This window comes from Mesorhizobium sp. USDA 4413 (assembly GCF_056280365.1).
Genome location: NZ_JBVPRP010000001.1, coordinates 4,537,366 through 4,563,048, shown reverse-complemented (window position 1 = coordinate 4,563,048; position 25,683 = coordinate 4,537,366). Strand labels below are relative to the sequence as shown.

Here is a 25,683-nt window from a genome sequence, read left to right as displayed (position 1 = left end):
CTTTAAATATAAGGTTAACGGAAGCGTGATCCGGCACGCCTCCGTGACAACATTTTTCCCTCGCAATCGTTAACCCCTTGGCGACCGGAGCCGCCTATTTTCCTGGGCCCGTCGGCCCGCTTGATGGAGTTTCAGTGCGTATGCGTGGCGAAACTGGTATCGCGTTTTCCATGCCGGGGGGAGATGCCTCCGGAACGGTCGGAGCCCGACCTGTGGATCTCGGTCATCTGGCACGTCAGACAATGGGCGACCGCGACCTCGAACGGGAGGTGCTGGCGTTGTTCGTGCATCAGTCGCTTGCCGTCCGCGACCAGATCGCCGACGCCGACGCCCGGCAGCGGGTGCTTCTGGCGCATGGCTTGAAGGGCTCGGCGCGAGGCATCGGCGCCTTTGCGGTCGCCGAATGCGCGGCGATCATCGAAAAGCAGCCCGAAGACCTGCCAGCGCTCAAGAGGCTCGGCACGCTGATCGAGGAAGTGCGCGATTTCATCGCCGGCATCAGCCGCTAGCACTATCTTTCTGAAAAACGTCATTTCGTGGCGCTTTCGCGCCGCAGTTGACTTGTCCGGCCGAGTGATTATCTCGGCTGCGACTCCTCAGGTGACTTAATGACCAAGCTGACTTACATCGCCCATGACGGGACCCAATTTGACGTGGATGCCGAAAACGGCTCGACGGTGATGGAAAACGCGATCCGCAACGCCGTGCCCGGCATCGAAGCCGAATGCGGCGGCGCCTGCGCCTGCGCGACCTGCCATGTCTATGTCGACGAGGCCTGGACGGCCGAGGTCGGCGAGCCCGAGGCGATGGAAGAGGACATGCTGGACTTCGCCTATGACGTCCGGCCGAATTCGCGCCTCTCCTGCCAGATCAAGGTGCGCGACGCGCTCGACGGGTTGGTCGTGCGCGTGCCCGAGCGCCAAGGCTGAGGTGCGCCGATATTCAGGTGATGCCGGCCTGCAAATGGCGGTTTCCTGCGCTTCCGGTGCTCACGTACTTTAAGTACGCTCCGCTCCGGTTCTCGGAACCCGCCATTTTCGACTCGGCCTGACCTGAATCTCGACACACCTTAGGTCGCTTCTCAACATTCTTTCATGCTGGCTGCTTGGCAGCAGGCGATAGCTCATGCAGTCTCGCTCATTCCCAAAAGAGGGCGCAGCGCATGACCGAGACCATCAAGACGGACGTTCTCATTGTCGGGGCAGGACCGGTCGGGCTGTTCGCCGTGTTCGAGCTCGGCCTGCTCGACATGAAATGCCATCTCATCGACATTCTCGACCGTCCCGGCGGGCAATGCGCCGAACTCTATCCGGAAAAGCCGATCTACGACATTCCGGCCTGGCCCACGATCTCGGCCCAGGGTCTCGTCGACAAGCTGATGGAGCAGATCCATCCGTTCAAGCCTGAGTTCACCTTCAACCGCATGGTCTCGAGCCTTGAAAAGCTGGAGGACGGCAGCTTCCGCGTCGCCACCGACGAAGGCGAGCTGTTCGAAGCCAAGGTGGTGGTGATCGCCGCCGGCGGCGGCTCGTTCCAGCCCAAGCGCCCGCCCATCCCCGGCATCGAGGAATATGAAGGCAGGAGCGTCTTCTATTCCGTCCGGCGCATGGAGGATTTTCGCGGGCACGACCTCGTCATCGTCGGCGGCGGTGATTCGGCGCTCGACTGGACGCTCAACCTGCAGCCGATCGCCAAAAGCGTGACGCTGGTCCATCGCCGCCCGGAATTCCGGGCCGCGCCCGACAGCGTCAACAAGATGTATGCCATGCAGGAGATGAAGCAGCTCGAATTCCTGGTCGGCCAGGTCAGCGCCCTTGCCGGCGCCGACGGCCAGCTTGCGTCGGCGACCATCAAGGGCGGCCCGGATGGTGACGTCGAGGTGCCGTGCACCCGCATGCTGCCATTCTTCGGCCTCACCATGAAACTCGGGCCGATCGCCGAATGGGGCCTCAATCTGCACGAGAACCTGATCCCGGTGGATACGGAGAAGTTCCAGACGTCGATCCCTGGCATCTTTGCCGTCGGCGACATCAACTGGTATCCGGGCAAGCTGAAGCTGATCCTGTCAGGCTTCCATGAGGTGGCGCTGATGGCGCAGGCCGCCAAGCGCATCGTCAGCCCGGGCGAGCGGATCGTCTTCCAGTACACGACCTCGTCGACCAGCCTGCAGAAGAAGCTCGGCGTCCACGACTGAAAAAAGTCATTCCGCGAGCACGGGCGCCGCGTTCTCGTCGTGGCCGCGCAGCTCCTTTTCGGGCATCAGGGCGAGCGTGATCAGCGCCAGCACAAGCGTGATGCCGGCGGTGAGAAAGATCATCACGAACGGCATTGCCGATGTCAGCTGGATATGCGTCTGAGAGCCTTCGGCGGCCAGGGGCAGGCCGAAGCCGAGCGCAACGGCGCCGAGCATGGCGACGCCCAGCGCCCCGCCCAGCGTGCGCAGGAAGGTCAGCACGCCCGTCGCGACGCCGAGATGTGCGCGGTCGACCGCGTTCTGGACGGAGACGGTGCTGACCGGAAAGGTCGTGCCGCTGCCCAGGCCGATCAGCGTGGTCAGGATTTCGACTTCGAGCAGCGAGGCGTGTCCCGCAATGGCACTGAGCAGGCCTATGCACAGGATTGCCAGGCTGATGCCGATCAGGGCGATGCGCTTGTAGTGGACGAAGCGTGGGATCATGCGGCCGCTGAAGGCCGCGCCGGCAACCGTGCCGAGCAGGAGGCCGAGCATCGCCGTGCCGGATTCGCTCACCGAAAGCCCGACGACCGACTGCAGATAGACCGGCAGGTAGACTGAAGCACCGATATTCGCGGCCTGCAGCAGGAACATCGACAGAGTGCCGGCGAGCACGATAGGGTTGCCCAACACTTCAAGCGAGACCAACGGCTCGGCCGCTCTCAGCAGCCTCAGCGCGAAGAAGAACCAGAACACGGCAGAGCAAGCCACCAGTCCGAGGATCTCCGACGAGAACCAGGGATAGGTGCTGCCGCCCCAACTGAGCGCCAGAAGCAGCAGCGCGGTGGCGATGACCAGGAGCACCGCCCCCAACCCGTCGATGCGGTGATGCTTGGCCGCGATCGGCAGCTTCTTCAGCGGGTTGTTGACGATAGCCATGGCCAGGAAGCCGATCGGCAGGTTGATCCAGAAGATCAATGACCAGTGCAGGTGTTCGGCAAAGACGCCGCCGAGCAGCGGACCGGCGACGCTGGCCACCGCCCAGGTGCCGGAGATCCAGGCCGCGTAGCGGGCGCGCTCGCGCGGCGGCACGAGATCGCCGATGACCGTCTGGGCCAGCGCGAAGAGACCGCCGCCGCCGGCGCCCTGGATGGCGCGGCCGATGACCAGCACCAGCATGTTGGGAGCGAGCGCGCTGACCAGCGAGCCGATCAGAAAAATAAGGATGCCGGCATGGATGACCGGTCTGCGTCCATAGACATCGGAAATCTTCCCGTAGAGCGGCGCCACCGCCGTCGCCGTCAAAAGATAGCCGGTGACGATCCATGGCAAATATTCGGCATGGCCGAGCGCGCGCGCGATCGTCGGCAGGGCGGGAGCAACGATGGTCTGGTCAAGCGCCGCCAAAAGCATCGACAACAGCACGCCGCCGATGATGGTATTCTTCTCGCTCTCGCTCATCAGCGGCGAGGCTTTCGGCGCCATCGCCTGGTTTTCGACGGTCTGATCCATGCGTCATTCTTTCAAAGGCTGGTGCTTGGCGCGCCAAGACGGCTCTAGCCGGTCGCGCCTGTCATTTCTCATCGTGGATGGCGGCTCAAATGTTTCGAGCCCGCTATATGTCGTTCGATATAGGCCGATTTCGACCGCCCTTCGAAAGTTTTTCCCGGTCTGGCACCACGCTTGGGCGAAATTGGCCCCGGATGCCGCCTGCCTCGGTCAAGGCGGCGGCAGTTGCCCGGCTTCGACGCGCTCCATCCGGTAGCGCATCAGTCGGAGGATGCGGCTTTCGAAATTGGCGCTCTCGACGCGATCGAAGCGCACTTGGTCCTGATCGTGCCTGGCGAGTTCGGCTGCCTGAACAGCGGCGGCCCTGACCTTTGCCGCCTCGCAGGTCTTCTGCGGGGGAACAGCTTTCAGCCCATCCTCGAGCAGGCGCGCATGGTTCTTGGCGATCTCGACATGGCGCTCCTCGTGTCGCTTGATGTCGGCCGAGAGCGCGTCCCAGAACAGCCTGACGGTGGGATCGGATTTGCGCGGGCGCCGCCATTCCGGGAGAATCACCTTGACCTTCACGGTGACGGCCGCGTCGGCGATGCGGCAGGATCCTGCGCTCTGCGCGTAGCTGATGCGGGTGGTGAAGGCCATCTGCGTGGCGCCCGGGTGCCGCGAGCCGGTGCTCTTCACCTCGGGGCCGTTTTTCGAGAGCTGGTTCTGGATATCGTCGAGCGTGCGGCCGCCGATGCTGAAATAGCTATAGGTCTTCACCAGATTGGCCGCGCCCGCCGGCAGGGCGGTGAGCGAGAGCATCAGGGCGCAGAGCAGGGAACGGTTCATCATATTGCCTCTTCACGCACCTTGCTTTAGGGCCGTCGCCAGCGCAACGAAATTGATTTCGCGCGGATCACGCATGGTTGATGGACAATGACGACAAGGCGATGGCAGCTGGCGCATGGGCGCTATCTCGACCTCGGCCCGAAGGCGGTCGTCGTCGGCATCCTGAACGTGACGCCCGACAGTTTCTCGGATGGCGGCCTGTTTATCGCGCCCGAGAAGGCGCTGGAGCAGGCGCACCGCATGGTAAAAGAAGGCGCCGCCGTCATCGATGTCGGCGGGGAATCGACCCGGCCGGGTTTTGCCCCAATCACCGTCGAAGAGGAGCAGGGCCGCGTGCTGCCGGTCATCGCGGCGCTCGCCGCTTCCGGCGAGGCGCTGATCTCGGTCGACACCTATCGCGAGGACACGGCGCGGCGGGCTGTCGACGCCGGCGCGCATATCGTCAACGACGTCTGGGGGCTGCAGCGCGAGCCCGGCATCGCGCGTGTCGCCGCCGAGACCGGCGCCGGGCTCGTCATCATGCATACCGGGCGCGAACGGCAGAAGCTGCCCGACGTGATCGAGGACCAGTTCCTGTTCCTGCGCAAATCACTGGAGATCGCGCGCGCCGGCAATGTCGCCGACAGCCAGATCGTGCTCGATGCCGGTTTCGGCTTCGCCAAGGAGACGGCGGAGGAAAACCTCGATCTGATGGCCCGGTTTTCCGAGCTTCAGGCACTCGGCTATCCGCTGATGGCGGGGACCTCGCGCAAGCGCTTCATCGGCAACGCCACCGGGCGGGAACCTGGCGAGCGGGCGGCCGGCACGGCGGCCACCAGCGTCATCCTGCGCTTGAAGGGAGCCGACCTGTTTCGCGTCCACGATGTCGCAATCAACGTGGATGCGCTGGCGCTGACCGATGCTATGCTTCGACGCGAAACCGAGCTTCCTCCCGGACACTGATCATGTACGTCATCCGCATGAAGAATTGCGCCTTCTTCGCCCGCCACGGCGTGCTGGATGAGGAGGAGACGCTCGGGCAGCGTTTCTATGTCGATGCCGAGCTGACGGTGGAGCCCAGCCGGCCGCTGACGGAGGATTCCATCGAGGACACCGTCAATTACGGCGTCGCCTTCTCGGTCATCGAGAAGATCGTGACCGGGCATCGCCGCTTCCTGATCGAGGCGCTGGCGCTGGAGGTTGCGAAAGCGCTGACGGCGCGGTTCTCACAGATCAGGAAAGCCGCGATCACCGTGCGCAAACCGAACGCCCCGGTGCCGGGCGTGCTCGATCATGTCGAGGTGACCGTTGTCTGGCCAGAATAGCGCCGTCTATCTCAGCCTCGGCGGCAATCTCGGCGACCCGGCGAAGTCCATGGGCGCGGCGCTGCGCATGCTGGACGGCGACGACGCGACGCGGGTGACCGCCGTCTCCTCGCTCTACCGCACGCCGCCTTGGGGCAAGCTTGACCAGCCCGATTTTCTCAATGCCGCCGCCGCGATCGAAACGGCGCTTTCGCCACGCGCGCTGCTCGACCTTTGCCTCGATGTCGAAAGGCGGTTGAAACGCGTACGCGAAGAGCGCTGGGGACCGCGCCTGATCGATATAGACATCCTGGTCTTCGGCGATCGGGTGATCCACGAGACCGGGCTCGAAGTGCCGCATCCGCGCATGCTGGAGCGTGCCTTCGTGCTGGCGCCCCTGGCCGAGATCGCGCCAGGGCTTTCGGTCGGCGGCAGGAACGTGTCGGAACGGCTCAAAGCCGTCGATGCGTCCGGCATCGAGCGGCTGCCGTCCGGCCGGGAATGGTGGCTCGGATAAAGCCCGCTGGTCAGCCGGAAAAACCGCCGCCGTCCAAAAATGCCTGCTCCTCGGCGGTCGTCTCGCGGCCGAGCATCTTGTTTCGATGCGGAAAGCGGCCGAAGCGTCGGATGATCTCCAGATGCTCCTCGGCGTATTTCAGATAGTCGGGCGCTCTGGCGGCCGTAAGCTCTACCGACCGTTCCTGGTCCGCCAGCAATTCGGAATGCTCGAAGGGCAGGTAGAGGAAGACGCGAACCGGCTCATCCAACTGCAGATCCTGACCGGCGGCGATCGCCCTGTCGGCGAAATACCGGGCGAGCGGATCGGTCGCGTACATGTGGCCGGTGCCGCGGAAGCAGTTGCGCGGGAACTGGTCGAGCAGGATCATCAGCGCCAGCGATCCCTCGGCATGCGTGCTCCAATCGTCGCATTCGCGCCGCGCGGCGGCGTAATGCAGCTCCAGAAAGCAATTGCGGAAATCCGTGTCGAAGGCGTCCCTCTTCTCGAACCAGGCATCTTCGCCTGCGTCGCGCCAGAATTTGGTGACCGAAAGCGCTCGCGGATCGAACTCTGCCATGATTGCCCCTCAGTTTTTCGTCTCTGCCTGGTTCAGCACGACGGCGGTTTCCTGGTTCAGCGCCCGGCCGACGCGGCGCGGTTGCGTCAGCGGGGTCGGAATCGGCGTGCCGATATTGCCCTTCAGGAAACGCTGGCCGGCGCGCACGCCTTCGGCCAGCTGCGTCTCGAAGCGCGCTTCGTCGCGGCGGCGCACATCCTCGATGACCTCGGCGACCTCCTCCGGATCGACGCCCAGCGCCTCCAGCGCCGAGCCGCCGAAGACCAGCGCCGATTCGAAGGTCTCACGCAGCTGATAGTCGACGCCGGCGCGCACGAGCTGCAGCGCGGTGCCGCGGTCGAAGGCGCGCGCCAGGATGGTGACCAAAGGGAACTCGGCCTTGATCAGTTGCGCGATGCGTACGGCGGCGTCCGGCTTGTCGACGCAGATCAGCACCGCGCGCGCCCGCCCGGCGCCGGCCGCATGCAGGATGTCGAGCCTCGTGCCGTCGCCGTAATAGACCTTGAAGCCGAAATCGGCCGCCGCCTGGATCATCTCCACCTCGTTGTCGATGATCGAGACATCCTGCCCGCGCAGCAGAAGCGGCTGGCTGGCGATCTGGCCGAAGCGGCCGAAGCCGATGATCAGCACGCTGCCGGTGAGGCCGTCGGCGATGTCGACGCCGTCGAGCGACTGCTCGTCGCGCGGGGTGAGGTAACGCAACGCCACGATGGCCAAGGGCGTCAGCACCATGGAGATGATGACGATGGCGGTCAGCGTGGCATTGGCCTGGCTATCGATGATGCCGACCGCGGCGGCGGAGGAATAGAGCACGAAGGCGAACTCGCCGCCCTGCGCCATGAAGACGGCGCGTTCGAGCGCCTCGCGGTGGCCGCTCTTCAGGATGCGCGCGACGGCGTAGATACCGACCGCCTTCATGACCATGTAGGCGACGACATAGATGGCGACGAGCCGCCAGTTCTGGGCGACGACACCAAGGTCGAGCGACATTCCGACGGCGAGGAAGAACAGGCCGAGCAGAATGCCGCGGAACGGCTCGATATCGGCTTCGAGCTGGTGGCGGAAGGTCGATTCCGACAGGAGCACACCGGCCAGGAAGGCGCCCATCGCCATCGACAGGCCGGAGAGCTGCATGGCCAGGGCCGATCCCAGCACCACCAGCAGCGCCGCTGCGGTCATGACTTCGCGAGCGCGGGCGTCGGCCAGGATGCGGAAGAGCGGATTGAGCAGGTAACGGCCGGCCAGGACCAGACCGACGATGGCGGCGATGCCGATGCCGATTTCGGTCAGCCGCTCCGAAAAACTGGTCTCGGCGCCGCCGGGCGCGAGGAAGGCCACCAGCGCGAGCAGCGGCACGATCATCAGATCTTCGAGCAGCAGGATGGAGACGATGCGCTGGCCTTTCGGCGTGGCGATCTCGCCGCGCTCCTCCAGCAACTGCATGACGATCGCCGTCGAGGTCAGCACGAAGCCGGCGCCGGCGACGAAGGACTGCGCGATCGGAAAGCCTCCCGCCAATCCGACGAGGGTCAGCAGGACCGCGCAGACGCCGACCTGGAAGGCGCCCAGCCCAAAGATCTCGCGGCGGAGGCCCCAGAGCCGCGACGGCTGCATCTCCAGGCCGATGATGAACAGGAACATGACGACGCCGAGCTCGGCGACGTGGAGGATCGCTTCCGATTCGGAAAAGATGCGCAGGCCGAACGGGCCGATGACGACGCCAGCGGCGAGGTAGCCGAGGATCGAGCCAAGCCCCATGCGCTTGAAGATCGGCACGGCGACGACGCCCGCGGCGAGCAGCGCCACCACCTGCACCAGATCGCTGCTCGACGCTTCAGCTGCCATGCCTGTCATCCTGTTGCTCAAAGCACTCCTTGCATGCACCGGGACTGAGAGGCAAGGGCGGGAAGAGACTGGAAGGGGTGGGTCCGGTTGAGGCGGCTCCTTCGCTTGCGTGACGGACGTTCGGCATCTATAATGGCCAAATGACTGACAATTCGTCCGGCTCGCCTTCACCTATACCCATGGATGCGCTCAGCGAAGTCCTACAGGATTTTCGCTTGAGCGGGGTCAACTATGGCCGCTGCGAGTTGCGACATCCGTGGAGCATCGCCTTTCCGCAACAAAAGCTGCTTCGCTTTCACTTTGTCGGCCAGGGTCCGTGCTGGATTTATACCGAAGCGGAAGGCTGGCAGGAACTGCGCGATGGCGATCTGGCGCTGCTGCCGCAAGGCATAGCCCATCGGCTGGCCAGTGCGCCGGACGTTGTCGGCGACTCGCTGGAGGGTTGGCAGGTGACGAAGGTGGGAAGCAATGTCTGCGAGGTGGTGCGGGAAGGGACGGGCGCGACAAGCACCCTTTTCTGCGGCTCAATGGCCTTGGGCGTCTGTGCGCTCAATCCACTGATCACGTTGATGCCGCCGATTATCAAAGGGTGCGACGTGGCCGGCAACGATCCGGTCGTCGGTCCTTTGCTGGCGGCCATGACGGCTGAGGCCGCGCAACCGCAGATGGGCAGCGCCACGATTCTGTCGCGCATGGCGGATTTGCTGACAGCCCGGCTCATCCGATGCTGGGTAAATTGCGCGGGAGCCTCGACCACCGGTTGGCTCGCCGCCATCCGCGATCCCCATATCGGCCGCGCGCTGGCAGCCATGCACCGAGATCCTGGCCATAATTGGACCTTGGAAAGCCTTGCCCGCCTGGCAGGCCAATCGCGCTCGATTTTCGCCGAGCGCTTCAGCGCCGTGTTAGGGGAGGGCGCCGCCCATTATCTCGCCCGTCTGCGTATGCAACTTGCCCGCGAGTTGCTGGGGCAAAACGGATTGTCGGTTGCCGAGGTCGCGACCCGTTTGGGCTATGATAGCGAGGCATCCTTCGCCCGCGCTTTCAAACGCATCACCAATGTCTCGCCAGGCGTTGTGCGTCGCACAATTTCCGGACGAACGGACATGAATTTCGGATTTTAAGATACATATCATCCGAAAAGACTCACCTATTTAAGACCTCCAGACCTTGGAGATCTTTCAGTGACAGACACAACATTACAGCTTGCAGACGAAGACGCGGCGTTAGAGCTCGATGCCGCCGCGCCAACTAGGTGGAACGCAGCCACCTGGTTCTCGGTCATTTCATTAGCAGCCACCAGCTTTGCCCTGGTGTCAGCCGAATTCCTGCCAGCAGGTCTGCTGACGCCAATGGCGCGTGATCTTGGCATCAGCGAAGGAACGGCCGGGCAGGTCGTCACCGCCACCGCCTCGATCGGTGCCGTGACGGCCATGTTGAGCAATGTTCTGATCGGCCGATTGAATCGCAAGACGGTGCTGGTTGGCCTCAGCGCCTTGGCCGTTGGTTCCAACCTTCTCGCAGCGCTGGCGCCCAATTTCTGGCTGTTGCTGTTGGGCCGCGCCGGGCTCGGAATCGCTCTCAGCGCCTTCTGGGCACTCTCGGTTGCCGTCGTGGCCAGACTGGTTGGCGCCAATGCGACAGGTCGGGGCATGGGTATCGTCACCCTCGGCGTCTCGCTTGCTACCATTGCCGCACCATCGGCGGGTGCCTTGATCAGCGATTGGCTGGGATGGCGCACCGCTATGGCCTTGACGGCGGGGCTGGCCGTGATTGCGCTGCTACTACAGCTGCTTAGCCTGCCGACCCTGCCCGCCACAGCCAGCAATAGCCTTGGGGATGTATTTCGGCTGACTCGGCGGCGTGGCATTCAGCTCGGCATGCTGGCTATCCTTTTGCTGATGACAGGGCATTTTGCCGGCTCGGTCTATGTACGCCCCTTCCTCGAACATGTGACGCTGCTGGCAACCGGGCCAATTGCCATGGCCCTGCTTGGGTTTGGCATCGCCGCTGTGATCGGCAATGTTGTCGGCGGCCGCATGGCCGACGCCGATATCCACTGGGCTCTCGTGGGCACCGCGGCGTTGATGGCATTTGCGGCTTTGGCATTGGTGCTTTGGGGCGTGCACATCGCCGTTGCCTTCGGATTCGTCACGCTGTGGGGCTTGGCATTCGGCATGGCGCCGGTGGTGCTGCCGACCAATCTGTCTCGCGCGGCGCCTGATGCGTTGGAAGCAGCGGGTAGCCTGATGGTCGTCTCATTCCAGGTTGCCATCACCATCGGCGCCGTTGTCGGCGGATATGTCGTGGACACCTATGGCGCCTCGGGACCTTTGACCCTTACCGTCCTCCTTGCCGCATCGACGGTGATGCTGGCGCTGCTGCAGCCTCGCAGGTGAACTGTTCCAGTTGACCTAGAGCGTCTCACCGTTCACGAAAACGGCGAGACGCTCTATCTCGTTGTTTTAGAAATTCCGGCCGGAAAACCGATTCACATTTTCCTGGAATTGCTGGGAAGCGCGTCAAGCCTGAATGGCCTCATGCGACCCGCGTCTGATTGATGTTTTACATGTATTGGGCGGCTTGAATTCGGATCGCCGCGATATTGCAACCTCGTTCACAAGTTTATGCAGCCCAGTCGTTGCGCGCCGCCACAATCAGAGGTTATGGCACGCTCGGCTTCGGCCAGTGGAGGCAGCGGCAATGGGCGGCTGCCTTTTTTGAGGAGATGATTGACATGAAGAAGTTTTTGCTCGTTGCCGTGGGCGTTGCGGCGTTGGCCGGTTCGGCTTGCTCCAAGGGGCCGGAATGCACGCAGGAAATCGCTGCCAAGAAGGCGCAGGACATGGCTGCCGCCCTCCAGGAAGCGATCACCAAGGATCCGAGCAAGGCGGCCGATCTGACCGCCAAGGTGCAGGCCGTGACGACCAAATATCAGGGCGCGACGACGCTCGATGAAGCCTGCAAGGCCTATGACGAGCTGACCGCCACTATCAAGGGTTGAGCGCAGCCGTCGACAACGCGAAGGCGGTGGCCGGTCGGCCGCCGCCTTTTTGTTTGCGCAGCCTTCGGTCGGCACATCTTTCCGGAATGCGCTACGGGATACCCATGGTGCGTTTATGGTCGGCGATCTCGGCTAGCAGCCAATCCTGGAACAGACCGGTGCCCGGCTTGTTCCCGATGCTGCGGCGCTGATGCAGGTAGATGCCGGCAGGATAGGTGTGGCGGGCGCTGAAGGGGGCGACAAGCTTGCCTTGCTGCAGAAGGTCCTGCGCCATTATGGTGTCGGCCAGAGCGATCCCCGCACCGTTTATCACCTCGCGCATGATCAAGGTGCAGTCATCGAGCGTCGTGCTGGATTTGGGCGTCGTGTCCAGGACGCCCTCCTGCTCCAGCCAGCGCCGCCAGCGCATGGTCTCGCATTCGTGGATCAGGTGATGGTTGACCAGATCGGCGGGCGTTCTGAGCGGCACCGGCCCTTCGAGCAAAGAGGGCGCGCATACCGGCGTCAGCAGGAGCGGGATCAGCAGCGTCAAGGCAGGACCGGCCTTGTAGACGAACTCGTCGACAATGGCCAAATCGAAGTTGGCGCGCTTGCCCGACGTCGAGATCTCCAGATCCACGGACGGATGCAGCCGCCGGAAATTCGGCAGCCGGTCCGCCAGCCAAAGATTCAGGACGGTCGGCACGCACAAGACCCTGACACGCTGGGTCCTGCCGTGCCCCGGCGCATCGGCGAAGCTGACGTCGTCGGTGGCGCGCCAGATGGCCTCGAATGCCTCCGAGAGAGAGCGCGCGTAATATGAGCCCCTGATGGTCGGGGTGATCTGGCGAAAGCCGCGCTCGAACAGGTCCTGGCCGAGGTTTCTTTCAAGCGCGCGGATGTGGCGGCTGACAGCCGAGGGCGTCAAATGCAGCTCTTCCGCTGCATCCTTGATGCTGCCGAGGCGCGCGGCGGCCTCGAAAGCGCGCATGCCATTGAGTGAGGGCAGGGCCATTGGCCGATCATGAAATGTCAGTTGAGTTTTTGTCAATCGACTTGGGCAAAATTGGCGTTTGATCGCCCGGCCGGTTCGGGGATACCCAAAAGGCAAGAGCGACTAAGTCGCTATCCAAAAACGATTGTTTGGGCACTCCGATGCCGTTCCACCAGCGGCGGAGACCGGGATCACCGGTTTCCACCGGTGGCCGGCGAAGCTTGCGTATGGCGCAGGCCAGCCAGCCTCGGCAGGCGCCCTAGAATGGGAGAACGAGCTTTTATGCCTCAGTCGCCGGCGCCGGTCTTCGAAGCGGCGGACGAGATTTCCGCGGAAACCTCGGTCATCGTGATCCTGCAAACCGCTCAAGCAGGTTTTGGGCCCCGGGCAGCGGCCCTCGATGCCGAGATGGACGGGATTCTGTCTCGCGCTTGCGCCGAGCCGGCCGCCCTTGAGGAATCCGGCGCCTGCGTCGACGTCATCGCTCCCAAGGCGGTATCGGCCCGGCGCGTGGTGGTGCTGGCCTTGGGCAGGGCCGAGGCCGTAACCACGCTTTCCCTGGCGCGAGCCGGCGGTTTGCTTGCAGCGCATCTGGAAGGCAAGGGCGAATGCGCCGCTACCCTGGTGCTGGACTCGCTCTCGGGTGTCGAGCTTCCGGCAGCGGAACTCCTGGCGCGGGTTGCGCTCGGCATGCGGCTGCGGCGCTATCGTTTCGACATGCGCAACCGGCGGCAAGGTGCCGGGGCTGACCGGACCTTGCGGGTGCAATTGATCGGCGCGGCCGGTCCGGAGCTGAAGGTGGCGCTGGCACGGGTCAATGCCATCGCCGACGGCGTCGAATATGCGCGCACGCTGGTCAACCTGCCGCCGAATCATCTCCACCCGGACAATTTCCATGATCACCTGGAGCCGCTGCGCGAGGCCGGCATCGATGTCGAGATACTCGACGCGGCGCGGCTGAAGGAGCTCGGCATGAATGCGATCCTGGCGGTCGGCTCCGGCTCGACGCGACCGCCGCGCGTCGCCGTCCTGCGCTATCGCGGCAAGGGCGCTCCCGCACAACCGCTGGCCTTTGTCGGCAAGGGCGTCTGCTTCGATTCCGGCGGCTTGTGCATCAAGCGCGGCGAGCAGATGTTCGACATGAAGGCCGACATGGGCGGCGCGGCTGCCGTGGTCGGCCTGTTGATCGCGCTCGCGCGGCAAGGCAGCCCCGTGCACGCCGTCGGCGTGCTCGGCATCGCCGAGAACATGCCATCCGGCACGGCGCTCAAGCCGCGCGACATCATCACGACAGCATCGGGACGAACGGTCGAGGTCTTCGATACGGATGCGGAAGGCAGGCTGATCCTGGCCGACTGCCTCTACTATGCCGCCTCGCGCTTCAATCCCTCGGTGATCGTCGATCTGGCCACGCTGACCTATTCGGTGATGCGCGGCCTCGGCTCGGTCTTCGCCGGTCTGTTCAGCACCGACGACACGATTGCCTCCCGCATGATCGCGGCCGGGGAAAAGGTCGGCGAGCGGTTCTGGCAGCTGCCGCTCGACCGGGCCTATGACGAGGGGCTGCAATCGCCCTTTGCCGACATCCGCCATCACGCCAAGGACATGGAAGACGGCGACGCGCCCTATGCCGCCGCCTTCCTGCGGAATTTCACCGAAGACCGTCCCTGGGTGCATCTCGACATCGCCGGCAAGGAACTGGCCGACAAGGACCGGCCTCTGGGCCGCGAGGGCGCCACGGCCTTCGGCGTGCAGATGCTGGAAGAGTGGGTGCAGTCCGGCCGGGCGGCGAACTAGGCGGCAATGAGAATGTCTTCAACCAAGCAGGGAGCCGCAATGTCGTCCGAGATCGTCAGCAAGGAAGGGCGCGCCGGCTTCGGCGCCTACGAAACCTGGTACCGGATCAGCGGCAATCTTGATGCCGGCAAGGCTCCGGTGGTGATCCTGCATGGCGGGCCGGGTGCTGCCCATAATTACGTCGATGCCTACAAGCTCCTTGCCCGAGGCGGCCGCGCCGTCATCCATTACGACCAGTTGGGGTGCGGCAATTCCACCTTGCTGCCGGAAAAGGGCGCCGATTTCTGGACGCCCCAACGCTTCATCGATGAGCTGGAAAACCTCGTCGACCATCTCGGCATTCGCGGCGGCTTCCACGTGCTGGGTCAAAGCTGGGGCGGCATGCTGGGCGCCGAATACGGCGTGACCCGGCCGAAAGGCTTGAAGTCGCTGACCATCGCCAACTCACCGGCTTCGATGAAGCTTTGGGTCGAGGAGGCCAACCGGCTGCGTGCCGATCTGCCGAGGGACGTGCAGGAGACGCTGACGAAGCACGAACAGGCCGGCACGACGGACGACCCAGCATATCAGGAAGCGACGATGCGGTTCTACGAACGGCATGTCTGCCGGGTCGTGCCGTTCCCGCCCGAGGTGACGGAGACTTTCGCCCAGATCGTGCGCAATCCGACCGTCTACAATGTGATGAACGGCCCGAACGAATTCCACGTCATCGGCACGCTGAAGAGCTGGAGCGTCATTGACCGCCTGCCGGCCATCGATGTTCCGACGCTCCTCATCTCCGGCCGTTACGACGAAGCCACGCCCGCGACCGTCCAGCCCTTCAAGGAAGGCATCAAGGGATCGCGCTGGCAGGTATTCGAGCATTCCAGCCACATGCCGCATGTCGAGGAGCAGGATCTCTGCATGCGGGTGGTGGGAGACTTCCTGGACGACAACGACAATTGAAAGGGGAATGACGACATGAAAAAACTGCTTTTGGCCGCGTCAGCCGCGGCATTGCTGGCCGGCTCGTGGCTCGCTCCGGCGCAGGCCGAATATCTCAAGGAGCACCGCGGCGGCACCATTCGCCTTCTCGCCCGGTCAGCGGCCGGAACGCTCGATCCGCACATCAACTACACCGATCAGGGCTGGCAGATGTACCAGCCGATCTATGACGGCCTAGTCGCCTTCCGCAAAGCCGAGGGCGTCGATGGCTTCAGCATCGTTCCCGATCTGGCCGAGGCGATGCCGCAGGTGAGCAATGACGGCAAGACCTTCACCTTCAAGCTGCGCAAGGGCATCAAGTTCTCGAACGGACAGGATCTCGGCGTGAAGGACGTCGTCGCCTCGTTCCAGCGCATCTTCAAGGTCTCCGGGCCAACCTCGGGCACGTTCTATGCAGGCATTGTCGGCGCCGACAAATGCCTGGCCGACACCAAGAGCTGCACGCTGGAAGGCGGTGTCGTCGCCGACGAGGCGGCCGGCACGATCACCCTCAATCTCACCAAGCCGGACGCCGAGATCCTCTACAAGCTCGCCTTGCCGCATGCCGTGATCCTGCCGGCGGACACGCCGGCGGAGGATATGGGCTCCAAGCCGATCCCCAGCACCGGCCCTTACATGATCTCGGCCTTCGATCCCAACAAGGGCATGACGGTTTCCCGCAATCTCAACTTCAAGCAGTGGAGCGAGGAAGCCCAGCCGGACGGCTACCCGGATGTCGTGCAGTATGATTTCGGCCTGTCGGAAGAGGCGGCCGTGACGGCCATCCAGAACGGCGAAGCGGACTGGATGTTCGACGCGCTGCCCAGCGACCGCCTCGGCGAGCTCGGCAGCAAGTTGATGGACCAACTGCACATCTCGCCGCTTTCGGCCTGGTGGTACGCGCCGCTCAACACGCGCATGGCTCCGTTCGATAATGAAAAGGCCCGCCAGGCCGTGGCTTACGCAGTCGACCGCAACACGCTGGTTAAGCTGTTCGGCGGCAAGGTGCTGGCCTCGCCGGTCTGCCAGGTCCTGCCGCCGGACTTCCCCGGACATGAGGACTATTGCCCCTTCACCAAGAACCCTGGCGCCAAATGGTCGGCTCCGGATGTCGACAAGGCAAAGCAACTCGTCGAGGAATCGGGCACAAAGGGCCAGAAGGTGACCATCATCGTCGAGGATACCGCGATTTCGCGGTCGATCGGCGTGTATCTGCAGAGCGTGCTGACCAGCATCGGCTACGTCGCCGACGTCAAGCCGATCTCGTCCAACCTGCAGTTCACCTATATCCAGAACACCAACAACAAAGTGCAGATGTCCGTCAGCCAGTGGTACAAGGACTACCCGGCAGCGTCGGACTTCCTGAACATCCTGTTCAGCTGCGCGTCCTTCCGTGAAGGCTCGGATGCCTCGATCAACATTTCCGGCTTCTGCGACAAGGATATCGACGCCCAGATGCAGAAGGCGCTGGACCTTGGCGTGACCGATCAGAAGGCGGCCGATAAGCTTTGGGCGGCGATCGACAAGCAGGTCACCGACAAGGCGCCGGCGGTCGGCCTCTTCACACCGAAGCGGCTTGATTTTGTCAGCAAGCGCGTCGGCAATTTCAAGTTCAACCCGCAGTTCAACTGGATTATCACCCAATCCTGGGTGCAGTAAGGGGCCTGGGTGCAGTAACGAAACGCGGAAGGCACATCGTGTCCAGCCAAGTCGCCGCCATGCCGCGCAAGACGCGAGGGCCCTGGGCCGTCGCGTTTGCCAAGCTGGCAACGGACAGGGCCGCCATGGCGTCCCTGGCCGTGTTTCTCGTCATCGTTCTCGCCTGTTTCAGCGCGCCGCTCTACGCGAAATGGGCGGGCACGGATCCGTTCGCCTCGACGCTCGACGCCGTCATCCAGATCGACGGCGCGGACGTTCCGGTGATGGAACAGTCGACCGAGGGGCTGGGGCTTGGCTATACGCCGATCGGGCCGACCTGGCGGCTCGGCAATTATTTCCTCGGCGCCGACAGCCAGGGGCGGGACGTGATGGCGAGGTTGCTCTATGGCGGCCTGAACTCGCTGCTCGTCTCCGGCGCCGCCACCATCTTCACGCTGATCTTCGGCACGCTGGCAGGATTGATCGCGGGCTATTTCGGCGGCATCACCGACACGGTTCTGTCGCGCTTGCTGGACGTTCTCTGGGCGTTTCCGATCTATCTGCTGGCGATCTCGCTTTCCATTGTCACCATCGCGCAAGGCATCGCGATCGGTCCGATCGAGATCCAATCGGGAAGCCTGTGGCTGCCGATCATCATCATAGGCATCGTCTATATACCCTATGTCGCGCGGCCGATTCGCGGGCAGGTCCTGGCGCTGCGGCACAGCGAGTTCGTGCTCGCCGCGGTCAATCTGGGCGTGCCGGGCCGGCGCATCCTGTGGCGCGACATCCTGCCCAACATCACCACCACGCTCATTGTGTTCGTGCCGCTAATGATGGCGCTCAACATGCTGACGGAATCGGCGCTTTCCTTCCTGTCGATCGGCGTGCAGCCTCCCGCCGCAAGCTGGGGCACCATCATCCAGGATGGGCAGGCGCTGCTCTACACGCGGCCGCTGGTGGCGCTGGTGCCCGGGCTGGCGATCGCCGTTTCGGTCATGGCTCTCAACGTCTTCGGTGACGGCCTGCGCGATGCGCTCGACCCGCGCTCCAAGGTGCGGCTGGGGCGCGACTGATGATCTATGCGATCCTGCGCCGTTTCGGTCAGATGCTGTTCGTGATGTTCGGCATCTCGGTCATCGTCTTCCTGATCTTCTTCGCCACGCCCGGCGCCGATCCGGCCGCACGCATCGCCGGCCGCAACGCGTCCCCGGAAGTGCTGGCGGCGGTTCGCCACAGCTTCGGCTTCGATCAGCCGCTCTATGTGCAATACACGCGCATGATGGAGAAGATCTTCGTCACCGGCGACCTGACCTCCTTCGTCAATCGCGGCTGGAAGGTGGTGCCGGCCGTCATGGATTCGATTCCCGTCACGCTTTCGCTGGTGTTCGGGGCCGCGGTCCTGTGGGTGGTCGTCTCCATCATCATCGGCATCGTCGCAGCGGCCACCCGCGACAGCTGGCCGGACAAGCTCCTGATGGCGCTTGGCCTGCTCGGCATTTCCATGCCGGTCTACTGGCTGGGCGAGGTGATGAACCTGATCACCCAGAGCCGCTATCATGACAGCTGGGCCTTCTCCTGGGTGCCGCCGCTCGGCTACAAGAACTTTTCCGATGATCCGAAAGGCTGGTTCCTGACGCTGGTCATCCCATGGATCACGCTGGCCGTCCTCTATATCGGCATCTACGGGCGCGTGCTGCGCGCGGCCATCATCGAATCCATGCAGGAAGACTATATCCGCACCGCCCGCGCCAAGGGACTGTCCGAGATCCGCATCCTGTTTCGCCATGCGCTGCGCACTTCGCTGATCGCCTTCGTCACGCTGTTCGGCCTCGACTTCGGTGCGCTGGTGGGCGGCTCCGCTCTGCTCACCGAGGTCGTCTTCGGCCTGCACGGCATCGGCAAGCTCACTTATGACGCGTTGCAGAATCTCGATTTGCCGATGATCATGGCGACGGTCATGTACGCTTCCATGTTCGTGGTCATCGCCAACGCGGTCGTCGATTTCGTCTACATCCTTCTCGATCCGCGCCTGAGGGCATCATGATATTGTCGGTGCGCGATCTTAGAGTGTCCTTCCGCACGCATGACGGACCGGTGCGCGCCATCGACGGCGTTTCCTTCGATCTCGAGGAAAGCGAGATTCTTGGCGTCGTCGGCGAATCCGGTTCCGGCAAGACGGTGTCGCTGCTGGCCGTCATGGGACTCATCACCGATCCGAACGCCACCATCGAAGGCTCGATCCGCTACAAGGGCCGCGAGCTGATCGGGCTGCCACCGCGCGAGCTTCGGCGCCTGCGCGGCAACGAGATCGCGATGATCTTCCAGGACCCGATGACGGCGCTGACGCCGGTCTACACGATCGGCTGGCAGATCGCCGAGCAAATCCGGGCGCATCGCGGCGTCAGCAAGGCGAAGGCGATGGAGCGTGTCGAGCAACTGCTGGCGGAAGTCAATTTCCCCAATCCGCACGAGGCGATGTCGCGCTATCCGCACCAGCTTTCCGGCGGCATGCGGCAGCGGGCGGTGATCGCGATGGCCTTGTCCTGCGACCCGGCGCTCCTGGTGGCCGACGAGCCGACCACCGCGCTCGACGTCACGGTGCAGGCCGGCATTCTCGACCTCGTTCGCAAATTGCGAGCGAAGCATAAGTCGACCGTGGTCTTCATCACGCATGATATGGGCGTCGTCTCCGAGCTCGCCGACCGGGTCATGGTCATGTATGCCGGCCGCGTGGTGGAACGCGGCACCCGCACGGAGCTGTTTTCCGATCCGCGACACCCGTACACGCGGGCGCTGCTTGGCTCGATCCCGCCGCTGACCGGCCAGAAACCGCGCCGCCTGCCGGCCATTCCAGGCTCGCCGCCGTCCTTGCTGCGGCTGCCGCAAGGCTGCGCCTTCGGCCCGCGCTGTCCGGTTCGCTACGAACCTTGCGAGGCCGGCAAGCCGGGTCTCGGCAGCGACGCGCATGCCGCCGCGTGTTTTCGGGTGGCACAGGTATGAGCGAAGCAATGATTAAAGCAGACCGACCGATCCTCGAGACGCGCTCGCTGGCAAAGCGTTTTTCGATCGGCACCCGCTTTTCCGCCGAGGGCAGGCGGACGGTCCATGCGGTCGACAATGTTTCGCTGACCGTGCGGCGCGGCGAGACGGTCGGCCTTGTCGGCGAATCCGGATGCGGCAAGTCCACGCTGGCGCGCTGCCTGGTTCGGCTCTACGACATCACCGACGGCAAGCTTCTGTTCGAAGGCGACGACATCACCTCGAAGTCGCTGTCCGAGCTCCGGCCGCTGCGCCGGCGCCTGCAGATGGTTTTCCAGGACCCCTCGGCCTCGCTCAATCCGCGCCGGCGCGTCGGCGACCTGGTCGCCGAGCCGCTGCGCATCCACGGCAAGCTTTCGGCCAAGGAAATCACCGCGCGGGTGGCGGAGCTGTTCGAACTGGTCGGACTGTTGCCGGACCATGTGATGCGCTATCCGCACGAATTCTCGGGCGGCCAGCGCCAGCGCGTCGGGATCGCGCGGGCGATCGCGTTGAACCCCGACCTTGTCGTGCTGGACGAGCCCGTCTCCGCACTCGACGTGTCCGTGCAGGCTCAGATCGTCAACCTGCTCGCCGACCTGCAGGAGAAGCTGAAGCTCACCTATATCTTCATCGCCCACGACCTTTCCGTGGTGCGGCAGGTCTCGACCCGCATCGCGGTCATGTATCTCGGCTCGATCGTCGAGGAGGGGCCGGCGGAAGCGGTGTTTGCGACGCCGGCCCATCCCTACAGCCAGGCGCTGATCTCGGCGGTCCCCGTCGTCGAGACGACGCCCACGGGCGCGCGCAAGCGCATCATCCTCACCGGCGATGTGCCGAGTCCGCTGAAGCCGCCGTCCGGATGCCGCTTTCACCCGCGATGCCCGATCGCGGAGGATCGCTGCCGGTCCGAGCGGCCGGAACTGAGGGAATATCGCCCCGGCCGCAAGGTGGCCTGCCACTTCCCGACTTTGACTTGAGCTCTGTATTTCGCGAGCGCGGGCGCGGTTGCCGGAACCGCGCCGGTCAGTTCTTGGCGATGGCGCCGACTTCGACCGAGTCGACCCGCTTCAGGCTCATGCCGATCACCGGCACCAGCTGATCGTTGACGCGCACGGCCACCGTCACGGTCATCGAATTGGCGTCGGGCACACGCGCCTGCATGACGCCATTCAACTGCTTGCGGTTGATTGTGAAGACCACCTTCTGGGCATCGACGACATTGCCGCCGACGATGTCCATTCCGCTTTCGGTCGAGCCGCCCATGAAGGTGCCCCTGTAACCGTTGCGGCCCTTGCGCTCCACGCTGGCCGACATCTTTTGCGTGAACACGCCCACCCTGCAGCCGCCGTCAAGCGTCATGCCGAGCTTGCTGGCAGGCGTCGAGCCGTTGAAATCGCAGGTGAATTTCGTGCCCTTGTACTTGCCCGCGATGATCTCGCCTGGGCCGACCCATCTGCCTTCGATGGAGTGGAAAAACTGCTTGTCCGGCTCCGCGCCAAAAGCCTTTTCGACCAATCCGAGCGGCGCGGCTATCGCAACCGTCGCAGGCAGCACGCAGGACAGGATTACGCTTCTCATGGACGACACCCGGCACGACAGAGTCTGTTCTTGGAACCTGATCGACCATGGCGAAGATTGGTTAATGCTTCGTCACTCGCGGCGGTTTTCGCGTTTACCCTATTCTTGCGCCGGCCCTTCCTTTCGCGCCGCGAAGGACGTCAGCGCCGAGAGGAAATCGCCGAGGCCCGGGCGCTTTACGGCGATGAACGGCAAGGGCCGGGCGGTTTCCATCGCCGCGATGCCGATGCGCGCCGTCATCATGCCGTTGACCACGCCTTCGCCGAGTTTCGCCGAGAGTTTCGCGGCGAGCCCGTGGCCGACGATCTGCTGCACGAAACTGTCGCCGACCGCGATCGAGCCTGTCACTGCCAGATGCGCAAGCACGCCGCGCGCCAGCCGAAAGAAGCCGAGCGTGCCCGGGCGGCCGCCGTAGAGTTCGGAGAGCCGGCGGATCAGGCGCCCAGCCTCGAACACGACATAGGCGATGTCGACCAGCGCGCGGGGGCTGACCGCCGTTATTAGGGAGACGCGCTTCGCCGCTTCCAGGATCAGGACCTTGGCGCGGGCATCGAGAGGCGACAGGATCTCGGCTTCGGCAAGCCGCACCAGATTGGCGCCGTCGATGATCTCACCGCGCAGTTCGGCGAGCGAGCGGCGCCCGGCGGCGGTCTCGGGTTTTGCCGCGACGAAGGCCGAAAGCTCGTCGACCAAGGCGCGCGCTGCCTTGGGATCGTCGCGCGCCACGGCGTCGAGGGCCTGCTTCTGCATCTTTTCGACTTCGGCAAGACGGGCAATGGCGAGGAATTCGCGGATGAGGATGAGGAGCAGCGAGAGCAGCGCGATCGCCGCCATGCCCGCCGCCAGCCAGCCGAGCCACTCGGCACGCGCGAACAGGTCGCGGATCAGCTGGTCGGCCCACAGGCCGACCGCCAGCGAGATGAGGGCGCCGACCGCGCCGAAGAACAGCCGGGCCAGCAGCGAGCGCTTTCTTGGTGCCGTCGCCGGCGGCGGGACCGCGGCCTCGATGTCCGGCTCGTCGAAGATGTCGACCTCCGAGGGGATCACGACCGCCACATCCGCCCTTGCGGCACGCGGGCTGCGCGCCGGCTGCTCCTCGGCGACGCGCTTTCGCGGCGGTTGCGGCGGCGATTCTGTCTCAGGCTCGATGCGGAAGGCCGCCGGTTTGCGGGGCGCGGTCATGCCAGATGATCTCCGATCAGGAACTGCAGCGCGCGGTCGAGCCGGATATGCGGCAGGGACAGCGTGACGCCTTCGGCTGTGCGTTCGAGCTTAGGCGGGCGGAAACGCACGAAGCGGATCGCCGGTTCGGTGCTGTCAGGCGGCGATCTGGAAGTGTCGAACACCGCATCCACCTTTTCCGGCAAATCGCCCGGGAATATGGCGGTTTCGGTCGTTCCGTCGAATGTCTCGCCGTTGATCTTCTCGCCCTTGAGCGGGGTGCCGATGATCACCGGCAGCGTCTCGCGGCCTTGCTTCACCGTACCCTCGCGGGTCGAGCGGATCGCGGCCATGGCAACGACATCGACGGCGGCGCCGCTGAAATTCGCCCGCGCCACGGCCCGGTCGGTCAGCCGGCGCACGATCGCCTGCAGCCGGTCATGGCTTTCGTGATGCAGATGGTCCGCCTTGGTCGCGGCGACCAGGATGCGGTCGATGCGGCGCGAGAAGAAGTCGGTCAGGAAATTACCGCGTCCGGGCCGGAAGCAGGACAGGATCTCGGTGACGGCGCGCTCCAGATCGGCCATGGCGGCTGGGCCGGCATTGAGCGCCTGCATGGCATCGATCAGCACGATCTGCCGGTCGAGACGGGTGATGTGTTCGCGAAAGAACGGTTTCACGACATGCGTCTTATAGGCCTCGTAGCGGCGCTCCATCATCGCCTGCAGCGATCCGGAGCGCGGCCGGCCCTTCGACAGCGTCATCAGCGGCGCGAAGGTAAGCGCCGGAGAGCCTTCGAGATCGCCCGGCATCAGGAAGCGGCCGGGCGGCAGCGTCGACAGCGCGCGGTCGTCGAGCTTGCAGGCCTTGAGATAAGCGGCAAAGCTCTCGGCCAATCGTCGCGCAGTCATCTCGTCTGCGTCGGCATCGGGGTCGATGGCGGAGGCCGTCTCGCGCCAAGCCTGCGACAGGTCGGAACGGACGGGCAGGGCGGCCAGCTCGACCGCCTCGCGTGAAAAATCGGCGAAGGATTTGCCGAGCAGCGGCAGGTCGAGCAGCCATTCGCCGGGATAATCGACGATGTCGATGGACAGTTTTCCGGCTGAAAACAAGCGGTTCCAGCCGGAAGCCGACTCGTATTCGATGGTAAGCCGGAGCTCGGAGATGGCGCGGGTCGAGTCCGGCCAGACGCGGTCGGTCACCAAGGCCGCGACATGGTCCTCATACTGGAAACGCGGAACGGCGTCGTCCGGCTGCTCCTCCAGGAAAGCGCGAGCGATGCGGCCGGATTTCTGCGCCTCGAAGAGCGGCAGGCGTCCGCCATGGATGAGGTTGTGGACGAGGGCGGAGATGAACACCGTCTTGCCGGCGCGGGAGAGGCCGGTGACGCCAAGACGCAATGACGGAGAGAAGAGCCCGGCGGCGCGGCCCGACAGCGTGTCGAGCGCAATCCTTGCCTCGTCGGTAAAATTGGTGATCGATGATGCCAAATCGGGCCTCTGGTTGCGCGTCCGCGCCCGATATAGGCCCTGGACTGCGGGTTTGAAATGACCTCAAAGGTCGGCCGGCGTGAGAAAGGCCTCGAGGTAGCCGCTGCCCTGAGCCGCTTCCGCAAGATTGCCGGGAAAGCGCACCACGGCGAGGCCGGAGGTCGGAAAACCGTGGTCCATCATGCCGCGCGCCGCCTCGTCGCCGTCGCCCGACACCGCTATGGCCAGATCCTCGGTCATGGGATTGTGGCCGATCACCAGAAGCTGATCGGCGCCGCCATTTTTGCGGATGATGTCGAGATAGCCGGCCGCATCCTCGCTGTAGAGCGTATCGAAAAACAAGACCCGGCCGGTGTCGGTGCGCCCCGCCAGGCCTTCCAGCGTCTGCCTTGCCCGCTTGGCGTTGGAGCAAAGCGTGACGTCCGGCACATAGTTGCGGACCCGCATGGCCTCTCCGATTGCTTCGGCATCGGCCATGCCCGATTCGTCGAGCGGACGGTCGAAATCGCGCACGCCGGGCAGCGCCCAGCCGGCTTTGGCGTGCCGCAACAGAAAAAGCCTGCTCAAACGGACCCCCATGGCGCTTCCTTCGAAACAAAGCGCGATTAGTCACCAGAACGATGTCCTGCACAATGGCCGATACCGGCGACTGCAACGAATCATGCGCGAATTCGTTTTCTGCCGTTGAAACAACGTCGTCGCCGGAGCTGCCGATGTGAGACTAACAATTGCGTGAAACTGTCGCCGATAGCGCTTGTGCAGGCTCTTGTCCCCGAATATATAGGCGCCAAATTTGGGGTTGTTGGGTGAGTCGAATGAACGACATCGTTACCGCCGATTACGTACCCTCCGAAGACGAGCCGTTCATGAACGAACGGCAAAAATCGTACTTCCGCCAAAAGCTTATCACTTGGAAGAACGACATTCTGCGCGAAGCGCGCGAAACCCTCGAAATCCTGCAGCAGGAAAACGCCAACCATCCCGACCTAGCCGATCGCGCCTCCTCCGAAACCGACCGCGCCATCGAATTGCGCGCCCGCGATCGTCAACGCAAGCTCATCTCGAAAATCGACTCCGCGCTCCAGCGAATCGACGAAGGCACCTACGGCTATTGCGAGGAGACCGGGGAGCCGATCGCGCTGAAGCGGCTCGACGCGCGTCCGATCGCGACGCTGTCGATCGAGGCGCAAGAGCGCCACGAGCGCCGTGAGAAGGTCTATCGCGACGACTGAGGCGAACCGAATAGGCAAGAAAACATAGAAAATGGCCGGATTTCCGGCCATTTTTGTTCTCAGCACCAGAGTGTTTCACGGAAACCGTGAAACACTCTCTCTTTGCTTG

26 protein-coding genes are annotated in these 25,683 nt (G+C 64.0%); 17 read left to right on the top strand and 9 right to left on the bottom strand.

Going from position 1 to position 25,683, the window contains the following annotated elements:
* Window positions 1–140 precede the first annotated feature (140 nt).
* The 3 genes from ACVMIM_RS22355 (at window position 141) to ACVMIM_RS22345 (ending at window position 2,194) form a co-directional block, all read left to right on the top strand.
* On the top strand, window positions 141–509 hold the full coding sequence (locus tag ACVMIM_RS22355; RefSeq protein WP_476114607.1) for an Hpt domain-containing protein: 369 nt from the start codon (window positions 141–143) through the stop codon (window positions 507–509).
* 99 nt (window positions 510–608) lie between these two features.
* Window positions 609–929: a 2Fe-2S iron-sulfur cluster-binding protein gene (locus tag ACVMIM_RS22350; RefSeq protein ID WP_040995186.1), complete on the top strand. Its 321-nt coding sequence runs from the start codon at window positions 609–611 to the stop codon at window positions 927–929.
* 233 nt (window positions 930–1,162) lie between these two features.
* Window positions 1,163–2,194 carry an NAD(P)/FAD-dependent oxidoreductase gene (locus tag ACVMIM_RS22345; protein WP_476114606.1) on the top strand — a complete coding sequence of 344 codons (1,032 nt, stop codon included), beginning with the start codon at window positions 1,163–1,165 and terminating at the stop codon, window positions 2,192–2,194.
* A gap of 6 nt (window positions 2,195–2,200) precedes the next feature.
* On the opposite strand, the gene ACVMIM_RS22340 is transcribed toward ACVMIM_RS22345, so the two are convergent.
* Together ACVMIM_RS22340 and ACVMIM_RS22335 are read right to left on the bottom strand one after the other, a co-directional pair.
* Entirely contained in the window at window positions 2,201–3,685 is a 1,485-nt protein-coding gene (locus tag ACVMIM_RS22340) for an MDR family MFS transporter (protein WP_476114604.1), read from the bottom strand.
* A 207-nt stretch (window positions 3,686–3,892) separates the two neighbouring features.
* The gene (locus ACVMIM_RS22335; protein WP_476114603.1) at window positions 3,893–4,513 is read right to left on the bottom strand and encodes a DUF922 domain-containing Zn-dependent protease; all 621 of its coding nucleotides are present in this window, start codon (window positions 4,511–4,513) and stop codon (window positions 3,893–3,895) included.
* Between the two features lie 84 nt (window positions 4,514–4,597).
* On the opposite strand from ACVMIM_RS22335, the gene folP reads away from it, so the two are divergent.
* From folP to folK, 3 genes are read left to right on the top strand one after another with little or no spacing between them, the layout of a single operon-like run.
* Complete coding sequence (gene folP / locus ACVMIM_RS22330) at window positions 4,598–5,452, top strand: dihydropteroate synthase (protein ID WP_476114601.1); 855 nt, start codon at window positions 4,598–4,600, stop codon at window positions 5,450–5,452.
* A 2-nt stretch (window positions 5,453–5,454) separates the two neighbouring features.
* Window positions 5,455–5,814, top strand: a complete 360-nt coding sequence (gene folB, locus ACVMIM_RS22325) for a dihydroneopterin aldolase (protein WP_040995177.1) — start codon at window positions 5,455–5,457, stop codon at window positions 5,812–5,814.
* The gene (folK, locus tag ACVMIM_RS22320; protein ID WP_040995174.1) at window positions 5,798–6,310 is read left to right on the top strand and encodes a 2-amino-4-hydroxy-6-hydroxymethyldihydropteridine diphosphokinase; all 513 of its coding nucleotides are present in this window, start codon (window positions 5,798–5,800) and stop codon (window positions 6,308–6,310) included. The genes folB and folK overlap by 17 nt, the downstream gene beginning before the upstream one ends.
* A 10-nt stretch (window positions 6,311–6,320) precedes the next feature.
* Here the strand turns inward: folK and ACVMIM_RS22315 are convergent, their stop codons facing one another.
* Window positions 6,321–6,869: a DUF924 family protein gene (locus ACVMIM_RS22315; RefSeq protein ID WP_476114600.1), complete on the bottom strand. Its 549-nt coding sequence runs from the start codon at window positions 6,867–6,869 to the stop codon at window positions 6,321–6,323.
* Window positions 6,870–6,878: 9 nt separating this feature from the next.
* Window positions 6,879–8,714 carry a monovalent cation:proton antiporter-2 (CPA2) family protein gene (locus tag ACVMIM_RS22310; protein WP_476114598.1) on the bottom strand — a complete coding sequence of 612 codons (1,836 nt, stop codon included), beginning with the start codon at window positions 8,712–8,714 and terminating at the stop codon, window positions 6,879–6,881.
* Window positions 8,715–8,854: 140 nt separating this feature from the next.
* Between ACVMIM_RS22310 and ACVMIM_RS22305 the strand changes: the two genes are divergently transcribed.
* The 3 genes from ACVMIM_RS22305 to ACVMIM_RS22295 all read left to right on the top strand — a co-directional run bounded on the left by ACVMIM_RS22305 (window position 8,855) and on the right by ACVMIM_RS22295 (window position 11,718).
* Window positions 8,855–9,838, top strand: a complete 984-nt coding sequence (locus tag ACVMIM_RS22305; protein WP_476114597.1) for an AraC family transcriptional regulator — start codon at window positions 8,855–8,857, stop codon at window positions 9,836–9,838.
* A 60-nt stretch (window positions 9,839–9,898) separates the two neighbouring features.
* Window positions 9,899–11,113, top strand: a complete 1,215-nt coding sequence (locus tag ACVMIM_RS22300; protein ID WP_476114596.1) for an MFS transporter — start codon at window positions 9,899–9,901, stop codon at window positions 11,111–11,113.
* 242 nt (window positions 11,114–11,355) lie between these two features.
* Window positions 11,356–11,718 carry a hypothetical protein gene (locus tag ACVMIM_RS22295; RefSeq protein ID WP_476114595.1) on the top strand — a complete coding sequence of 121 codons (363 nt, stop codon included), beginning with the start codon at window positions 11,356–11,358 and terminating at the stop codon, window positions 11,716–11,718.
* Between the two features lie 91 nt (window positions 11,719–11,809).
* Here ACVMIM_RS22295 and ACVMIM_RS22290 read toward each other — a convergent pair whose 3' ends face one another.
* Window positions 11,810–12,712, bottom strand: coding sequence for a LysR substrate-binding domain-containing protein (locus tag ACVMIM_RS22290; protein ID WP_278048842.1), 903 nt, complete (start codon window positions 12,710–12,712; stop codon window positions 11,810–11,812).
* Between the two features lie 261 nt (window positions 12,713–12,973).
* Here ACVMIM_RS22290 and ACVMIM_RS22285 point away from each other — a divergent pair, with 261 nt between their 5' ends.
* Genes ACVMIM_RS22285 through ACVMIM_RS22255 form a run of 7 tightly spaced genes read left to right on the top strand, consistent with a single transcriptional unit; the run spans window position 12,974 to window position 21,090 of the window.
* Window positions 12,974–14,488 (top strand): leucyl aminopeptidase, encoded by a 1,515-nt coding sequence (locus ACVMIM_RS22285; RefSeq protein WP_476114594.1) that lies wholly within the window; start codon window positions 12,974–12,976, stop codon window positions 14,486–14,488.
* Between the two features lie 39 nt (window positions 14,489–14,527).
* Window positions 14,528–15,433 carry a proline iminopeptidase-family hydrolase gene (locus ACVMIM_RS22280; protein WP_476114592.1) on the top strand — a complete coding sequence of 302 codons (906 nt, stop codon included), beginning with the start codon at window positions 14,528–14,530 and terminating at the stop codon, window positions 15,431–15,433.
* Between the two features lie 15 nt (window positions 15,434–15,448).
* Window positions 15,449–17,110, top strand: a complete 1,662-nt coding sequence (locus tag ACVMIM_RS22275; RefSeq protein WP_476114591.1) for an ABC transporter substrate-binding protein — start codon at window positions 15,449–15,451, stop codon at window positions 17,108–17,110.
* Between the two features lie 59 nt (window positions 17,111–17,169).
* Window positions 17,170–18,165 (top strand): ABC transporter permease, encoded by a 996-nt coding sequence (locus ACVMIM_RS22270; protein WP_476117330.1) that lies wholly within the window; start codon window positions 17,170–17,172, stop codon window positions 18,163–18,165.
* The gene (locus tag ACVMIM_RS22265; RefSeq protein ID WP_476114590.1) at window positions 18,165–19,136 is read left to right on the top strand and encodes an ABC transporter permease; all 972 of its coding nucleotides are present in this window, start codon (window positions 18,165–18,167) and stop codon (window positions 19,134–19,136) included. Before ACVMIM_RS22270 ends, ACVMIM_RS22265 begins: the two co-directional genes overlap by 1 nt.
* Window positions 19,133–20,092 (top strand): ABC transporter ATP-binding protein, encoded by a 960-nt coding sequence (locus tag ACVMIM_RS22260; protein ID WP_476114588.1) that lies wholly within the window; start codon window positions 19,133–19,135, stop codon window positions 20,090–20,092. Before ACVMIM_RS22265 ends, ACVMIM_RS22260 begins: the two co-directional genes overlap by 4 nt.
* Before the next feature lie 8 nt (window positions 20,093–20,100).
* Window positions 20,101–21,090 (top strand): ABC transporter ATP-binding protein, encoded by a 990-nt coding sequence (locus ACVMIM_RS22255; RefSeq protein WP_476114587.1) that lies wholly within the window; start codon window positions 20,101–20,103, stop codon window positions 21,088–21,090.
* 46 nt (window positions 21,091–21,136) lie between these two features.
* Here ACVMIM_RS22255 and ACVMIM_RS22250 read toward each other — a convergent pair whose 3' ends face one another.
* From ACVMIM_RS22250 to ACVMIM_RS22235, 4 genes are all read right to left on the bottom strand, one after another.
* Window positions 21,137–21,691 carry a hypothetical protein gene (locus ACVMIM_RS22250; protein WP_476114586.1) on the bottom strand — a complete coding sequence of 185 codons (555 nt, stop codon included), beginning with the start codon at window positions 21,689–21,691 and terminating at the stop codon, window positions 21,137–21,139.
* Between the two features lie 99 nt (window positions 21,692–21,790).
* Complete coding sequence (locus ACVMIM_RS22245) at window positions 21,791–22,873, bottom strand: YcjF family protein (RefSeq protein ID WP_476114585.1); 1,083 nt, start codon at window positions 22,871–22,873, stop codon at window positions 21,791–21,793.
* Window positions 22,870–24,342 carry a YcjX family GTP-binding protein gene (locus ACVMIM_RS22240; RefSeq protein ID WP_476114583.1) on the bottom strand — a complete coding sequence of 491 codons (1,473 nt, stop codon included), beginning with the start codon at window positions 24,340–24,342 and terminating at the stop codon, window positions 22,870–22,872. Before ACVMIM_RS22240 ends, ACVMIM_RS22245 begins: the two co-directional genes overlap by 4 nt.
* 63 nt (window positions 24,343–24,405) lie before the next feature.
* Window positions 24,406–24,909, bottom strand: coding sequence for a SixA phosphatase family protein (locus ACVMIM_RS22235; protein ID WP_476114582.1), 504 nt, complete (start codon window positions 24,907–24,909; stop codon window positions 24,406–24,408).
* A 248-nt stretch (window positions 24,910–25,157) separates the two neighbouring features.
* Between ACVMIM_RS22235 and dksA the strand changes: the two genes are divergently transcribed.
* The gene (gene dksA, locus ACVMIM_RS22230; protein ID WP_040972254.1) at window positions 25,158–25,574 is read left to right on the top strand and encodes an RNA polymerase-binding protein DksA; all 417 of its coding nucleotides are present in this window, start codon (window positions 25,158–25,160) and stop codon (window positions 25,572–25,574) included.
* Window positions 25,575–25,683 lie beyond the last annotated feature (109 nt).

Coding starts and splice junctions, on each gene's coding strand:
- ACVMIM_RS22355 (WP_476114607.1), top strand. CDS start 141: ATGCGTGGCGAAACTGGTATCGCGTTTTCCATGCCGGGGGGAGATGCC.
- ACVMIM_RS22350 (WP_040995186.1), top strand. CDS start 609: ATGACCAAGCTGACTTACATCGCCCATGACGGGACCCAATTTGACGTG.
- ACVMIM_RS22345 (WP_476114606.1), top strand. CDS start 1,163: ATGACCGAGACCATCAAGACGGACGTTCTCATTGTCGGGGCAGGACCG.
- ACVMIM_RS22340 (WP_476114604.1), bottom strand. CDS start 3,685: ATGGATCAGACCGTCGAAAACCAGGCGATGGCGCCGAAAGCCTCGCCG.
- ACVMIM_RS22335 (WP_476114603.1), bottom strand. CDS start 4,513: ATGATGAACCGTTCCCTGCTCTGCGCCCTGATGCTCTCGCTCACCGCC.
- folP (WP_476114601.1), top strand. CDS start 4,598: ATGACGACAAGGCGATGGCAGCTGGCGCATGGGCGCTATCTCGACCTC.
- folB (WP_040995177.1), top strand. CDS start 5,455: ATGTACGTCATCCGCATGAAGAATTGCGCCTTCTTCGCCCGCCACGGC.
- ACVMIM_RS22315 (WP_476114600.1), bottom strand. CDS start 6,869: ATGGCAGAGTTCGATCCGCGAGCGCTTTCGGTCACCAAATTCTGGCGC.
- ACVMIM_RS22310 (WP_476114598.1), bottom strand. CDS start 8,714: ATGGCAGCTGAAGCGTCGAGCAGCGATCTGGTGCAGGTGGTGGCGCTG.
- ACVMIM_RS22305 (WP_476114597.1), top strand. CDS start 8,855: ATGACTGACAATTCGTCCGGCTCGCCTTCACCTATACCCATGGATGCG.
- ACVMIM_RS22290 (WP_278048842.1), bottom strand. CDS start 12,712: ATGGCCCTGCCCTCACTCAATGGCATGCGCGCTTTCGAGGCCGCCGCG.
- ACVMIM_RS22285 (WP_476114594.1), top strand. CDS start 12,974: ATGCCTCAGTCGCCGGCGCCGGTCTTCGAAGCGGCGGACGAGATTTCC.
- ACVMIM_RS22280 (WP_476114592.1), top strand. CDS start 14,528: ATGTCGTCCGAGATCGTCAGCAAGGAAGGGCGCGCCGGCTTCGGCGCC.
- ACVMIM_RS22275 (WP_476114591.1), top strand. CDS start 15,449: ATGAAAAAACTGCTTTTGGCCGCGTCAGCCGCGGCATTGCTGGCCGGC.
- ACVMIM_RS22270 (WP_476117330.1), top strand. CDS start 17,170: ATGCCGCGCAAGACGCGAGGGCCCTGGGCCGTCGCGTTTGCCAAGCTG.
- ACVMIM_RS22265 (WP_476114590.1), top strand. CDS start 18,165: ATGATCTATGCGATCCTGCGCCGTTTCGGTCAGATGCTGTTCGTGATG.
- ACVMIM_RS22260 (WP_476114588.1), top strand. CDS start 19,133: ATGATATTGTCGGTGCGCGATCTTAGAGTGTCCTTCCGCACGCATGAC.
- ACVMIM_RS22255 (WP_476114587.1), top strand. CDS start 20,101: ATGATTAAAGCAGACCGACCGATCCTCGAGACGCGCTCGCTGGCAAAG.
- ACVMIM_RS22250 (WP_476114586.1), bottom strand. CDS start 21,691: ATGAGAAGCGTAATCCTGTCCTGCGTGCTGCCTGCGACGGTTGCGATA.
- ACVMIM_RS22245 (WP_476114585.1), bottom strand. CDS start 22,873: ATGACCGCGCCCCGCAAACCGGCGGCCTTCCGCATCGAGCCTGAGACA.
- dksA (WP_040972254.1), top strand. CDS start 25,158: ATGAACGACATCGTTACCGCCGATTACGTACCCTCCGAAGACGAGCCG.